Genomic DNA, 14,627 nt, shown 5'->3' on the forward strand with positions numbered 1-14,627 from the left:
AATGGTTTGATCCTTTTGCAGAAATGTAAAGATGCCTTATGGGACAAGTTTGTCACGGAAGCGCCACGACCGCGCACGCCGTAAGAGCAGCAATACAGCGATCGCAAGCTTCGCTCGCGATGCTGTGCCGGGAGCTGGGGATCAACCCAAAGACAGTTGCGAAGTGGCGTAGACGGCAGACGGTTGATGATCTCAAGACGGGCCTAAAGACGCCACGTTCTGCGGTCCTCCCGAAGGCTGAGTAGGCGGCTATTGTCGCGTTTCGACGCCACACGCTGCTGCCGCTTGATGACTGCCCCTATGCGCCTCAGCCGTCCATCCCGCACCTGACACGCTCGGCGCCACCGCCCGCAAACAACGCTGCATGTGCAGCGAACGTCAGAAAGCTCCGCAACGCAGCCAATGCTTCTGAGAAATTTCCTGTAATGCGGATGAGCGACAGGATCCACGGCTGCAATGCGGCATGAATGTTTGCTGAGCCGAAGCAAACATTTCGCTGCGTGCGCGTGCAACCTAAAGGTGGCGCTTCTGCTACGGGCTCTATTCCGTCAAGCGGCGATGCAGGACAAGCCTTGATCTTGCTCCGCTCAGAATGTCGGCTTCCACCTTTGTTGGGCGATCGGCTTGTCGCCGCAGCGAAGGTCCGGAATCCGCCCTCACGTGCATGACCACCGGTTTGGTTGAGGGATTGCGATGGTGCCCGTTCCTCTTATTCTGGGCCAAAGTTGATCGAATAAGGTGTCGCGTTTGAACCACTGGAGGCTCGCCCGCCAGCTCGGGCTCTACATTTCCGAAGCAGGCGGTTCTGGTTCCGTAATATGGCAACCGCGCGGCTGGACGCTGCACCGCGTTCTTGAGGGCCACTTCCTCAGGCTGCTTCAAACGTCTGGCTTCAGTGAGGTTCGAACCTCCGTCGCTGGAGTGGACAAAATCATCGGTGTGGTCTTCGGGACCGATGGTGACGGTTTGCCAGAGGCGGAAGTGCTCAGGGCCGATCTGAGTCATGGCAGCGGTCAGCGCCGGTCGTGCGGCGGTCACCTTCGGCTTTTCGATGCAGGACTGAAATCCTGGCGCGATCTGCCGGTCCGGTATTCCGAGTTCGTTGAGTGCGATGGAGGGAATGCTGGCGCCTTGGGCGACCATTCGCCCTTTGCCGCGTCTGTCGCGCTGGATGCCCATGTCCTGTGTTTGTCTGAGCAGATCAGGGACGAAACGACGGCAATTATCGCCATGGTGCGTGATGCCTATGCGGGGATGGGGTTGCCGGACCTGGAGCTGGTTCTGCGCCCAGGCTTTATCGACGTTGTGACCGTCGGAATTGAGTTGGAAGAGGCTGAGGCGGCGTTCGTCGGAGCTGCAATGGCCGCGGGGGTGAAGGGCATCAGGCAATCGGATCGCACGCTGCCGACGGGACCTGGCCTGCAGTTCTTGCTCCCTGATCGTAAAGGTCGCCTGAAAGACGTTGGGACGCTGCAGTTGGACGTCATAACTGCCAGCCTGAACGGAACACGGTATGTGGCCAAGGATGGTGGACGTTCCACGCCGGCCATACTTCATTTCACCGTTGTCAATTCCATCGCCCAAGTGATCGCCATGGTGTTGGAGCAACACCAAGGTCGACTGCCGTACTGGATGGCTCCGGTGCAAGTGGCTGTCCTGCCTGTTTCGGCTCTGCATGCGGACTTTGCATCCCATGCCACGGCGGCTCTGAAATCCTCCGGCCTCCGATCGTTGCTTTTCGCACAGCGTGAAACGCTGTCACGAAGGATCGTGCGGGTGCGCGAACAGATGATCCCCGTCATTGCGGTGATCGGTGCCCGGGAAGTCGATCGGGAAACCGTATCGATCCGGATTGGCGAGGTGATCCACGACGTCCCCCTCAGTGAAGTCGGTGGGTTTCTGAGCTCGCAGTTCCCTGCGCCCAAGTAGCGGTTTCAGCACCGGGACAGCGGGCATGCGGTTCGAACTTGGTGAGACAGGAGCATCACGTCACATCAGTCCATCTCCGGCGCAGTATGATTCGGGATTTGGTGGTCGTCTGCGTCCGACTGGAGACGGCGCACGCGGGTGTGTGCCCGTTGCGGGGGCTCTTCCGAAGATGACTGCTGTTTTTCGCAAGTGCCGGAAATGACGTTCGGGCCCTTGCGAAAAACAGGAGCGTCCGCGCTTGCGTCCCGGAAACGACTTGCAAGTTGTAGGGTTTGTCAGATCCGAGCCTCCTGAAATCAGGCTCTTGAACCGTGCGAGTAAGTTGAGGCTAAAAATTTTCAATGATAGCAATTGGTTGAGTGAAGATCCCTTTGAGATTGGGCTTCTCTGAATTCAATGTTCTTGCTATGTTCTTGCTGCGGCGGTCATGGATAAGCGCTGCACCAACCAACATCAGGGCGAACATTCTGAAACACGGATTTCCGTGACCGGTCGCCCTTTGCCCAGAGGACATCACCATGCCTGACACGCAGCACCATCCGAGCTGGACCAGCGCGGTCTTTGCCAAGATTCTCTATCATCTCATCGAGGTGGCGCCGGAGAAGCCGAAGACGAAACTGGCCGCCGCCAGTGGCCGTACTGGGTCTCTTCATTCCGATTTTGCGGTGTTCAAGGACCCCGATTTCGACCTCGGGCAGTTCATCGCGCTGATGATGTTCATGAGAGCCTCCCTGAACGCCGAGTTCGATATCTTCGGGCACAAGGCGATCACGGTCGTGCGGTCTCATCTGCAGTCGGGTGATCTAACCAAAGCGATCAGGATCGCCGCACCGGCCGACCGGTACCTTGATTGCGACCTGCCGAAGGACTGTGGCCCCAAGAAACGCGTCCATCTTCGGATGCTGGAGGGCCAATGCAGGCAGGACCTCATGATCTACGAATTCTCGCTTATGCTCTCGACCGGAGAGCCGATCGTCTACCTCACCGACATGTCACAGAAGCACGAGAGCCAGCTACCGCTTTGCCCGCGGAAGCCCCTTACCCTCGGTCCGGTAGACCACGAGATTATCAGCTTGGCCCTCGGTTTCGAATTCGGCGGTGAAGCGGAGGCAGAGCATCCCGTTCTGGCAGGGTGTGACTTCACTCATGTGAGACCATTCGATCTGGTTTGCGCCTGCCGCGCAGAGGATCGGCAGAGCGCAATCCAGTTCCTGATGGACCTGCCGCAGACCCGGTACCCGGACGATGACGAAGAAGACGATGAAGACCTGCTGCCCGATATCCCCCCGTCTGTTGCCGATCTGGACGACCTGGCTGGCTACGGCGAGGCAAAGGTCGCAGCACAGGATTTGCTGGATGCCCTCTCGGCATATCAGTCGGGGGAATTGGAGTGGTCTGACGTGCCCCGCGGCCTGCTTCTGATCGGGCCTCCGGGTACGGGCAAAACGGAACTCGGGCGGGCAATGAGCCGGACTGTCGGCGTCTCTTTTGTCGCGAGTTCGTATTCTGAGTGGCAGGCCGGAGGGCACCTCGGGGATTTCATGAAGTCCATGAAGCGGACGTTCGAAGAGGCGAAGAGCGCAAGGCCCACGGTCCTGTTTTTGGACGAACTGGACGCGTTTCATCAGTCCGATGGCAGGCACTCAAGTTATGATTTGAAGGCCACAAAGGGCCTGCTCGAGCAGTTGGACGGCATCCGCGGGCGGGAGGGCGTCATTGTCGTCGGCGCCGCGAACGAATTCGACAAGATTCCCCCGGCGCTCCGCAGGTCAGGGCGTTTTGACACGATCGCGACCATCCCGCTGCCCTGTCAAAAGGACCTTGCCGTGATTGTCGGGCAGCATCTGCGGTCGGTCGATGACGACATTGATGTCGAAGCCTGTGCCGTGCAGGCCATGGGGCGGACGGGTGCTGACTGCGCCGCGGCGATCCGGAAGGGACGCGCGACGGCACGGCGCAATCGACGCAAGTTGATCACCACGGACATTCTGGAGGCGCTCGCCGGGCGATTGCACAACATGCCGCCCGATGTCCTGCTGCGCATGGCAATTCACGAATGCGGTGACGCGCTTGTTGGACATTCCTACCCGGAGCTGACCGTCGAGTATCTGCGGCTGTCTGAAGATGGCGGCGAATGCCGGACCGCGGGTCAAGGCATGGTACACACCTCTGCTACGCTGCATCGCGATCGCACCGTTCTTCTGGCCGGGCGAATGGCTGAGATCCTCGTATTGGGAGAACCATCGAGCGGTGCAGGAGGTGCGAGCGATTCCGATCTGGCGAAGGTGCTCAGGTCCGCCGCGAATGAGATCGGCGCTTATGGTCTGGGCCAGAATGGTCCGCTTTGGCTGGGGCCGAGCAATTCGGAAGTTCTTATTCGCGAAGTCATCCAAGGTAACCTGCCGGAAGTATCCGCGCTGATCGCGGCGGCAGATAAGGAAGCGCGGTGCCGCTTGCAGCCACAATTGTTCAAGATGGCGGAGATGGCACGCGCCGTTCTGGAAACGGGCGTCCTGACTGGGGAGCGCCTTTCACAGCTGCTGTCTCAGGCTCAAACGCCGGATACCGCCGCATGATACTCCCAAGCCTGCACTGAACGTGCGGTCCCGAAGTCCTCACGCCCAAGCGGTGACCCGCCGCTCGGGATGTGAGCTGAATTCATCAACGTAACGGGATGGACGACATGGAAGAAAACATGGGTGTTCTCGTCATAGGGATCATGATTACAGTATGTGCGCTCGGCTTTTCTGTCTTGGCCTATCTGCGATCTGTAAGAAGCGCGGAGCCAGATCCAGAGCGGCTGCGCCAATTCATTGAAAGCGCGCCGATGGATCGTCTGAAGCCCGCCAGAGGGGATGAACCCGAAACGCCTCAGCACGAAACCGACGGCGCAGCCTCAGATGATCGGGGGCAAGACCGATGCGGCACCCCTAGGGTGTATTTCCGATTGATGGCTACCCTCAGCGTCGAATTCGGGCTTGGACAGGCACCAGCATCAGCCGGTTGCAACTGCTGCCCGTGCCCGGCGGGCCGAGGAAAAGCAGCACCTAGGCGCGGTTGATGAACTCCAGCTGGGCGAGCGCCATGATGCGATGCCGGTCCAGGGATGGCTGGTAGGAGAAGTCGAAGCTCTCGAGCGTCTTGATCGGCGTGAGCCGGGCCGTGCGCAGTTCGACACCGACGCGGCGCCCTTCGCGCAGGGTAAATTCTTCCGCCAGTGTAGGGCGTCGATCGCCTCGATGGAGGTCATCTAGCCATTTTCCAGTTGGCTGAGGACTTGGTCCAGCGTTTCGAGGGCGCGGGCCATGTGCAGGCTGACAAGGCTTTGGCGAATGCGTTCCGTGACCGGGATCATGGACGGCCCTCCGGCTGGCTGGCCAGGCGCTGACCGACAGCCTCGTGAGACAGGCCAGAGACCGGCCCAGCACCGCGGTATCCGCAGGGGATGGTTGTTTGACCACGGCCTGGCGCGCGACAGGCACCGGCTTGCGATGGCTGGGACCGACACGCTGCTGGTTACTGTCCTCCAGAACCGGATGGCACGCGATCAGCGCCCCATCCTCGAAGATTCGCACCTCGGTCGCGTGGTTCTGGACTTTGACGAACTGGCACCGGGTCGTATCCGGAACGCTGTATTGGTTGCCGCGAGCAGCGACCATGCCCTCCTGGCTGATACGGCGCTCCACGATCAGGACCGCCTCGTAGGGTCGGGCCGGAAGTGCCACGAGGTGAGGCCGCTCTTCGGCAAAGTGCTCGTCAACGACCCGTCTGCGTGGTGGCATGAAAGCGAACTCGAAAGGGCATTCGAAAATTCTCGAAAAAGGGTGCAAAAAGGGTACGAAAAGGACCTCGGAGCCGCCCGAGGGGGCTGAATGACGCGACCTTTGCGGCCTCTGCCGATCTGAATTTGGGCATCTCCGGCGAAGACGATCGGCGCCGTGGGGATGACCTCAATGAGCGCGTCGTGCAATCGACGGCCGGTTGCCGAGAGAGGCAACAGATCGGCAAGAGAACGGATTTACCCCACTTTACCTCGACCGAGGGTAATTACCCTGCCAACGGGGTAAACCCGCTATGCGACGACCTGCCAGCACTCGTACGAGCCATTAGCCGATCACACGCAGTTCACGTTTCACATGGTCAGCAAATGGATGCCACCCGCAGTTCCTTCGTGAAGCCCGAGGTGGAGAAGCAACGAAACTTGGCGGCTTCCGTCTCCAGAAAACGTACCGACAGCAACGTCGTCATTGATTGCGATGGCAGCAATGATTGACCTGTCAGCGTCGCACCGAAAGCTTGCGACGCGGGGCAAAGCGGCCCATTGGTCAATTTCACCCTAAGTCATTGAAAAATATAAAGACCACCAGAAACCTAGGTTGCTGGTGGCCATTCTTATCATGTCGAAAGGTCAAATTTCAGTGGAAAAGGTCATTTATTTCTATGTCTAACAACTGTGGCGCGCCATCTAACATTACCTATCAACATCTCAAAAATCGTTTCTTTTCAATGCGGCTCGTTCCCATTGGCGCATCCGTTTGAAACAAAATTTCATAAAGAATGACCTTTGTGGCAGACCTAGCTCTTCCCCAACCGCGCCGCCCCTATGTGTCCTAAGTTAACTTGTGCACGCTTAAAGTGGTGTCACGCAAGGCTCGATCATCGTCAATTCAGCGGCAGCCATCAACCGACACGATCGGCCCTGAGCAGTCATTCAACACGCCGGTTCATGCGGCATCACAGCTTCAACAAAGCGGACATTGATTTATGACACGCCATACACGATGACTCGACGCGGGACGCAATGGGGAGTGAGAGCAGATCATGATTGATCTACGAAAAATTGGGGAAGACCTCGTCTGGCCGGATTGCTTGGAGCCAAGGGGATATGGCGACCATTCTGTTGAGGACTTCAGAAGCTGGTGGAAACGAAATGGTGAGAATCTGAAGCAATTGCCGGAAGCCCTCGCCGAGCAATGGATATATCGCCATTGGCGTGATTCCGTAGCTTCATTTATCCCAATAGACGACTTGGAATATCGTGAAGAGACTTGGCCTCCTGATCACTTCATCACAAAAGTTGGGACCGTGAGAGGCAACGAGCCGCTGAACCCAAAACATGATTTCAAGGTGTTCAGCGGCCACCGAACTGGCGAGAAGCTCATGACTGCACAAGCACTGGACTCAGGTCATTGGGACTATCCGCCAATAGTGTTGAAAACCCCAGAAGGCTTCATAGACTGCATCGGACACCACATCAAAACTGAGTACTTCTTGGTCGAAGGTCACAAGCGCCGCCGTTACTTGAACGCACTTCTGAACCGCGGGAAAAAAGTTTCAGATCAAAGGGTATTCGTCATCTATTCGCCAAGCTTAGCTTGAGCCAAGCGGCACATAGCAATCATTACTCAAGATTACCATTGCCGCAGCGCGGCTTCCCCATACCGGCCCTTCACCCATACTTGGTCGCAACCAATTTTTTCGATTGAATTCGGCTTGAAGTTTGTATCTCCTCCCGCCCAGAGGTATCATTTGTTCAAGCGTTTTTTCTCCGGCGGGTTTCAAGTAGTTAGGGAGCACAGTGGTGCCACCGCTTCGGCGACGCCAATTGCAAATTTAGATGACCTACTTTCAGCCTCAGTTGGCTTCGATCTCGAAATCATCGATGACGCCAAGGGGCTGGCGCGCCTTCGTGACGCCGCCGCATTTCCTGCCAACACTGAGCCGGAGGAGGCCGCTAACAAGTGCGGAATGTCGGCCACGAAAATCGAGGCCGAACTGCGTAATCATCGCTTCGCGATCGGCCATAATGCAGCGATCCACGATCTCCCTGAGCTCGAAGCGCTAACAGGGAGGTCATTCGATGATCTTCAGCTCGTCGATACGCTCTGGCTCAGCCCTCTCGCCTTTCCCGCCATCAAGTCCCATGCTCTGAAGAAGCCTTACCTTGCCCAGACAGGCTTGGCAGATCCCGTTCAGGACACCTTGGAGACCATCGCCCTCCTTCGCTCCGAGGTTTTGGCTTTCGAAACGATGGATCACGAATGGATTAAGGTCCTGCGGTGGCTGTGCGGGATCGGCGCAAGCCACAATGGCTACGCGACCTTCTTCGATGCCGTCTTGGGGCGAGCCTCTAATCCTTCAGGTTATAATCTGACGGGGGCCAAGCTGATCATCGACACGATCGTCCGGTTGTTTCAGGGCCAGGTCTGCATGCGCGGGCTGCACGGCCAGCTTTTCCATGCTTTCGAAGCAAAGAACGGCTGGCCGCTGGCTTGGGCCCTGAGCTGGGTTCGGCATCGCGACCAGCGGCTGGCACCGGCCGAGTGGCTCCTAAAGGGGGAGCTCGGCTTCCAGGAGGCCCTGGATGAGCTGGGCAAGCGGCGATGCAGCCAGTCCGGCTGCCGCCGCTGCCGGGACCATGATACATCGCTCCATAGCATGAACCGGTGGTTTCCGCCGGCCGAGGGCGAGACCCCGCGCTTCCAGCCGCCCTTCGACGGGAAGGGTATTGCCTATCAGCAGCGCGTGATGGACGCAGCCCTGACTCGGCGCTCCGCCCTGGGCATTCTCCCGACCGGCACCGGTAAGTCGCGCTGCTTCCAGGTGCCCGCCCTCGAGCATCACGAGCGCACCGGCGATCTCACCGTGGTGGTCTCGCCTCTCAAGGCGCTGATGGAGGATCAGGCCGCCAAGGCAGAAGAGGAAGGTTTGCCCGGCGTTGCGCGGCTGCACAGCGATCTCGATGTCGTAACCCGCGATGAGATCCTCTCAGACATCCGCGAGGGCCGAATCGCCCTCCTATACCTCGCACCGGAAAGCCTCGGCTCTAAATCGACACGCTCAGTGCTCAAGAGCCGGCGGATCGGCATGTGGGTCTTCGACGAGGCGCACTGCATTCCAGCTTGGGGCAATGGCTTTCGCGGCGACTATCGGCGCGCGCCAAAATGGATCGCCGAGTGCGGCGCCCGTGGCAGCGACAAAGCCGCCATACTGTGCGTGACCGCCACCGCCCGGCCCGAGACTCAGAAAGACATACAGAAAGCCTTCAAGACCGGCATGGGCCGATCACTATCAGTGATCGACGGTGGGGCCGAACGTCCCAGCCTCATCTACAGTGTGCTGCCCCGTGATGGCGAAAGGCACGAGCAGCTAAGCGACATGCTTCGCGATCCGGCGTTGTTGCCCGAAGGTGGCCAAGCAATCATCTATGCCTACAGCCGAAAGGACACTCAGCAAATCGCGTCCAGTCTTGACGCCCTCGGCCACAGCGTGGACTTCTACCACGCCGACCGCAGCCGGGAGGACAAGGCGCGAGTCGAACGCGACTTCGCCGAGGGACGCTTACAAGTCATTGTCTCCACCATCGCCTTTGGCATGGGTGTCGACTGCCCGCGGGTGCGCTTGGTGCTCCACACCGGACCCTCTGCCTCTCTCGAATCCTATGCCCAGGAAGCAGGGCGCGCCGGGCGCGACAAAAAGCCGGCCACCTGCATTCTCCTGCACGACCCGGATGAGCATGACCGCCGCCTTGGACTTTGCGCCCAAGGGCATCTCCACAAGGAAGACATCGATGCTGTCCTGGCCTATGTGCTCGACATCCAGCGCCGCGTGCAGCGCAAGACCAACCGCTTCCCTCCGATCTCACTGCCCTACCAAGTGGTCGCTGAAGATGTGCTGGGGTTTCTGAAGGACTCGACCTACGAGCGCGCCGGGGAGCTCCAGAAATCAAGGGTCGACCGCATCTTCGATGAACTCGAGGCCCATGGCCTCATTCGCAAGGTGGGGCTGCAATCCGGATTTTCCCATCTCCGTGTCAAAAGGCAGGTTCTGGACGCGCTTCAACGCGATCCCAAGGGTCTCACCCGTATCCAGACCCGAATCGTCCAATATTTCTCCGCCCAAGCGGCCAGGGGGGAAGAACCCCAGCTGCCCGACGACCTTGAGGAGCTCGCAGATATCTGTGGTCTGCGAAAAACCGGGCGATTGAAGGTCGTGCGCAAAGCCGTGGGCGCGCTCCGGGATCGGCGTAATCTTTTGCACTTCGACAAGACCGTCGACATCAAGCTCGGCGGTGCGCGGATTGCGCCGCGCCTCATCTCGACCTGGGCGGAGAAGAGCGACGCAGTGGTCGAACTCATCATTACCCTGTTCGAGGCCCGGGCTGCAGCGGAAGAGGACAGCTTCGACGACACCCAGGCGGTCGAGGAAGGCGAGCACCCCGACAAGACCGCGCCGCGGCCATTCCAAATCACGCTCGCAGCGTTTCTTCAGAAGGTCCAGAGCGAGCTTGAAGAAGGCGTGCGCCTCACCGCCAAGGAGGCTCTTCAGCTCTTCGAGGAGCTACGCCGACTCAAACTCATCAGCGTCAAGGTGGCGCCGGCCAACCTGACGAGACAGCTCACGATCTACGCGCCCGAGCTCGAGCCGGACTACCTCCGGGCTCGGCTCGAACAACACCGTGCGCAGACATCACGCGTGTTCGATGTGCTCGAAAAGCTCGCGGACGACGAGCGCCACCTGCGTATCGAAACGGATCATCTCGCTGAAGAGGTGGCAAGTTTCGACATGGATGTCGAAGGGACCTGGCGCGCTCCGGACGGCTCCAGGCTCGCGGCGGGTGCAGCAGAGCGTCTCGTGCGGCGTCATCTGCGCCTTCTGACACGGATCAAGGCGCTCGACATCTCGGCCGGGCTCTACAGCAAGAGTGAGGCCGTCTGCGTCGAGATCGCGCCGCGCGATACCAATCTGACCGTCCGCTCCTACACTCAGGAGATGTTCCGCACCGGGGTGGAGGCCTTTCAGGAGGAAGAAATCCGCCAGCTGCACCTCATGGACGGATACGCCCGGCGGGTGCTCGACGCGCCGGATGAGGCGGCCGAGCTTCTAAAATCCTATTTCGCGACACCGTCGAAGGAGAGCCTCGCGACCTTCTTCGAGGGCGAAGAGCTGAAGGTGGTCCGTGAAAACCGCCCTGCCCCGGTCCAGCGGCAGATCGAACTGCGCAGCAGGCTCGACGCAAAGCAATCTAAAATCGTTCATGACGACACAAGCCTGAAAGATCTGCTGGTCCTGGCCGGCCCGGGCGCCGGCAAGACACGGGTGCTGGTGGAGCGCATTGTCTGGCTCGTCGGCGTCGAGCGCGTGCCGCCCGATCAGATCCTGGCTTTGTGCTACAACCGGCGTGCCGCGGAAGAAATCCGCTCACGCCTGCGTGCGAAGTCTGCACTTGGCCGACGCGGCGCGGTCGTCTCGGTCTACACCTATCACTCCTTTGCCTTGCAGGTGCTCGGCCAGTCCTTCGCTGAGCTCTCGGATGAGGCGGTGGGCGAGGAAGTCGGGCTCACCGACACTGAGGCCGACAGCGGTCGCAAGGCCAGCGCCTTCGACCGCATCCTGTCGCGTGCCAGCGCACGGCTGACTCAGCAACGCGATGACGGCGGCAATCTCTCGGACCTTATCCTGCGGCGCTTCCGCTGGGTCTTCGTCGATGAGTTCCAGGACGTGACAGAGGAGTCCTTCGCGTTGATCAAGGAGATCTCGCAGCAGAGCCAGAAGAAGGCCGCGAGTGAAGCGCGCAGTGCGGCCGATCTCGTCGATGTCCGCTTCATTGCAGTTGGAGACGATGACCAGAACATATATGACTTCGGGGGCGCCAGCGGGCAGCATATCCGCGCCTTCGATCGGCTGTTCAACACGCCCAAGAAGATGCCCGAGCTGACATGGAACTACCGCTCGAGCGGAGCCATCTTGCGCTGTGCCGCTGAGATCATCTCCCATTGCTCCGATCGCCTGAAGACCCGGGAAATCGAAATCGATCCAGATCGGGTCCATCATACACTGCAAGGCCGCTATCACCGACCGCGCGATCCCGACCTTGGACGGGTAACGATCCTTGAGAATGCCGATCGAACCATTGAAAGCCACGCGGCCCTCGCGACGGCCGAGCTGCTCCGCCTGCGCGCAGCGGTAGGCAAGGAGAAATGGCGCTGGGCATCCACTGCCGTGCTGGTACGCCGGCGCGCGCATATCCCAGTGGTCGAGCGCGCGCTCGTGGGTGCCGGAATCGAGGTGTCGCGCGATCTCCAGGGGCTCGTACCCATGGCGCGCGTGAAGGAAGCTGTCCGGGTCAGGGAGTGGCTGGAGAAGAAGGAGCGCGTCGGCCGGGTGCTGCTGCCGGAGAACATCGAGCGGGTCGCCGGGTGGCTGGAAGAACATTACAGAAGCCTCTGGGCGCGTGCCGTGGCACAATGGCTGAGGGACTACCTGCGTGACCAAATGGATGCGGCCGAAGAAGGCCCCGAGGGGAGCTCCGAGAGAAGTGAAGCCACCGAGGAACAGGTGGTGGAGATCTCGCCGCGGCTGGCGCTCGAGGAGTTCGTAGAATGGGCGCATGGCTGGCGGCCCGACCAGAACGGCGTGATGGTGCTCACCGCACACAGCTCCAAGGGCCTCGAGTTCGACAATGTCGTCGTTTGCGATTGCGACTGGTTTCACGGCCTGTCGATCACTGGCGCAGATCGACGCCTTTTCTATGTCGCCGCCACCCGGGCCCGATACAGCCTGAGCCTGACAACAGGGGGCTTCATGGCGCCGACAAGGCGGTTGATCTCGGGAGAGAGGTCGGAGCATCTCTCGCCGCTCGACCTTGAGCCGCACCGACCTTCACTGGAAGCTCGAGCCAAGGCACTACTGATCCCCTGCTCTGTCCGGGATGTCTTTCTGTCTTTCCCGGCCTGGGATGGGCCGGGGTGCTACTCCAACGAGAGGGAGAGGCAAGAGACCAAGGCCGTTATCTCCCGGCTGACGCCCGGTGATCGCATTCTGATCAGGAAAGCCCAGAACCAGCGGGATCGAAACCCTTGGCATGTCTTTGCGCCGACCGAGAATGGGCTGCATCACATCGGCAAAATGCAGAGAGGCTTCTCGCCGGGGGTGGCCGGAGAGGAGTTCTATGCCGAGGTGTTTGCCCTCGTCTCTTGGCGCAAGACCGACAGCGACGAAGATCAGCACGGCAAAATCCTCCTCGATCAATGGTTCACTGTCATCCCCGAATGGCGGTCACATCATCAGAGCCGGCTGGCCCTGCACTCGCGCAACAGTAAATTTCGTTAAAACAACGTCGACTTTTGATGTCGCGCTGCTCGCCTAAGGCACGCGCAGCGAAAGTCGGCTCACCGCCCATTCTGTGGAAAAACGACGTGTTGCTGGCGCAGAAAGTAGCGTCCAAAAGTAGGCGCAAGCACCTTTCCTATCAGGCCGTTCGCATTTGCTGCGGTGCAGGAAAGATCTTGGCTAATTTGCGGAGGTTTTGGGCTGTTGCGGCGAGTAAAAATTCGTCATTTGCGCCGAATGGGCCGCGTAATCGCAATCGTCCCAGCCCGAGGATGCGTTTGAGGTGGGCGAAGAGCATTTCCACTTTCTTCCGGAGCCGCATCGAGATGGCGTATTGCTTGGTCTTGGCAATATCACGGGCAACCTGGCGGGCATCTTCGTGTTCTTCACCGGTGATCTTGCGCGCATCTGCTTTGGGGCAGCATTTCATTTTGGATGGACAAGCCTGACAGGTGTGTTTCAAAGCCTGATATTTGGCGACGCCCTTGCCTGTGGGTTTGCGGTTCGGATCAGAATAATTGCGACGGAATTGCTTGAGAGGTTCACCCTCAGGGCAGATGTACTGGTTGTTCTCAGCGTCCCATTCAAAGTCAGTGCGGGACCATGTGCCGTCTGTTCGTCCAGCTTTGTCCAGCACGGGAATGTGGGGTTTGATGTTGCGGCCCACCAGCCACCCCAGCATTGGGCCTGACCCATATGCAGCGTCTGCGATGAGGCGTTCTGGATCAAGATCGTGGAGATCCTTGATCCGATCCAACATGTTGCAGACCGAACCAACTTCGGCCTGCCGGATTGACCTGGTGCCTTCGACATCCACGATCACGCTGTGGTCGGTGTCGATCAGATAGTTGGTCGAATAACTGAAGAATGCAGGGCCTTTCCGAGCTGCGGTCCACTGACTAGCGGGATCAGAATGGGATGTGAACTTGGGTTCTACCTCTGATGCTGCGCCGAATGCCGCATCATCCAAGACGTCGAGATATTCCTTCACAGCGCGCGGCGCATCGTTTGGATCAATCGCGCTATGATCCCAATCTTTCTTTGGTGTGGAGTTCTGTTTATTCGCATCTGCCTCGATCAAACTGGCATCTGCCGCAAGGCGTTGCCCACTCACCAAACCGTCAGCGATGCAGCGTGCGACAGTCTTTTCGAACAAGTGGCGCAGCAAAGCGCTCTCACGGAAGCGCCCGTGCCGGTTCTTTAAGAAGGTGGAATGGTTGGGAATTGGATCAGACAGGTCAAGGCGACAAAACCAACGATAGGCGAGGTTCAAATGTACTTCTTCGCACAACCGGCGCTCTGACCTGATACCGAAGCAATAGCCCACCAAAAGCATCCGGATCAGCAGCTCAGGATCAATCGATGGGCGACCAGTGTGGCTGTAAAACTCAGAGAGGTACTGGCGGATGTCGCTCAGATCGACGAACCGGTCTATCGAACGCAAAAGGTGCTCTTGTGGAACAGGATCTTCCAACGAGAACTCATAAAACAGCGCCGCCTGTGCCTCCTGCTTTGGTCCCATCATCGTCAGATCCCCCGCTTTTATAGGGGAATTGAATCAGTCAAAGCTCTTCAAATCAACAAGA

At 59.1% G+C, this 14,627-nt stretch carries 6 protein-coding genes and 1 pseudogene; 5 read left to right on the forward strand and 2 right to left on the reverse strand.

What is annotated here, in order from left to right:
• Positions 1 to 38 precede the first annotated feature (38 nt).
• From BFP70_RS20380 to BFP70_RS13795, 3 genes and pseudogenes are all read left to right on the forward strand, one after another.
• A pseudogene (locus tag BFP70_RS20380) lies at positions 39 to 341 on the forward strand (IS481 family transposase); the annotation flags it as partial.
• 580 nt (positions 342 to 921) lie between these two features.
• Positions 922 to 1,929: a His/Gly/Thr/Pro-type tRNA ligase C-terminal domain-containing protein gene (locus tag BFP70_RS13790; RefSeq protein ID WP_176715575.1), complete on the forward strand. Its 1,008-nt coding sequence runs from the start codon at positions 922 to 924 to the stop codon at positions 1,927 to 1,929.
• Positions 1,930 to 2,447: 518 nt separating this feature from the next.
• Positions 2,448 to 4,505, forward strand: coding sequence for an AAA family ATPase (locus tag BFP70_RS13795; protein ID WP_066012243.1), 2,058 nt, complete (start codon positions 2,448 to 2,450; stop codon positions 4,503 to 4,505).
• Between the two features lie 471 nt (positions 4,506 to 4,976).
• Here the strand turns inward: BFP70_RS13795 and BFP70_RS21410 are convergent, their stop codons facing one another.
• Positions 4,977 to 5,711: an ATP-binding protein gene (locus tag BFP70_RS21410; protein WP_255356712.1), complete on the reverse strand. Its 735-nt coding sequence runs from the start codon at positions 5,709 to 5,711 to the stop codon at positions 4,977 to 4,979.
• A 1,039-nt stretch (positions 5,712 to 6,750) separates the two neighbouring features.
• Between BFP70_RS21410 and BFP70_RS13815 the strand changes: the two genes are divergently transcribed.
• Together BFP70_RS13815 and BFP70_RS13820 are read left to right on the forward strand one after the other, a co-directional pair.
• The gene (locus tag BFP70_RS13815) at positions 6,751 to 7,308 is read left to right on the forward strand and encodes a hypothetical protein (RefSeq protein ID WP_066012246.1); all 558 of its coding nucleotides are present in this window, start codon (positions 6,751 to 6,753) and stop codon (positions 7,306 to 7,308) included.
• Positions 7,309 to 7,458: 150 nt separating this feature from the next.
• Positions 7,459 to 13,041 (forward strand): RecQ family ATP-dependent DNA helicase, encoded by a 5,583-nt coding sequence (locus tag BFP70_RS13820; protein ID WP_141693210.1) that lies wholly within the window; start codon positions 7,459 to 7,461, stop codon positions 13,039 to 13,041.
• 139 nt (positions 13,042 to 13,180) lie between these two features.
• Here the strand turns inward: BFP70_RS13820 and BFP70_RS13825 are convergent, their stop codons facing one another.
• Positions 13,181 to 14,566 carry an IS1182 family transposase gene (locus tag BFP70_RS13825; protein WP_066012248.1) on the reverse strand — a complete coding sequence of 462 codons (1,386 nt, stop codon included), beginning with the start codon at positions 14,564 to 14,566 and terminating at the stop codon, positions 13,181 to 13,183.
• Positions 14,567 to 14,627: the final 61 nt, after the last annotated feature.

This window comes from Thioclava sp. SK-1 (assembly GCF_001705665.1).
GTDB lineage: Bacteria > Pseudomonadota > Alphaproteobacteria > Rhodobacterales > Rhodobacteraceae > Thioclava.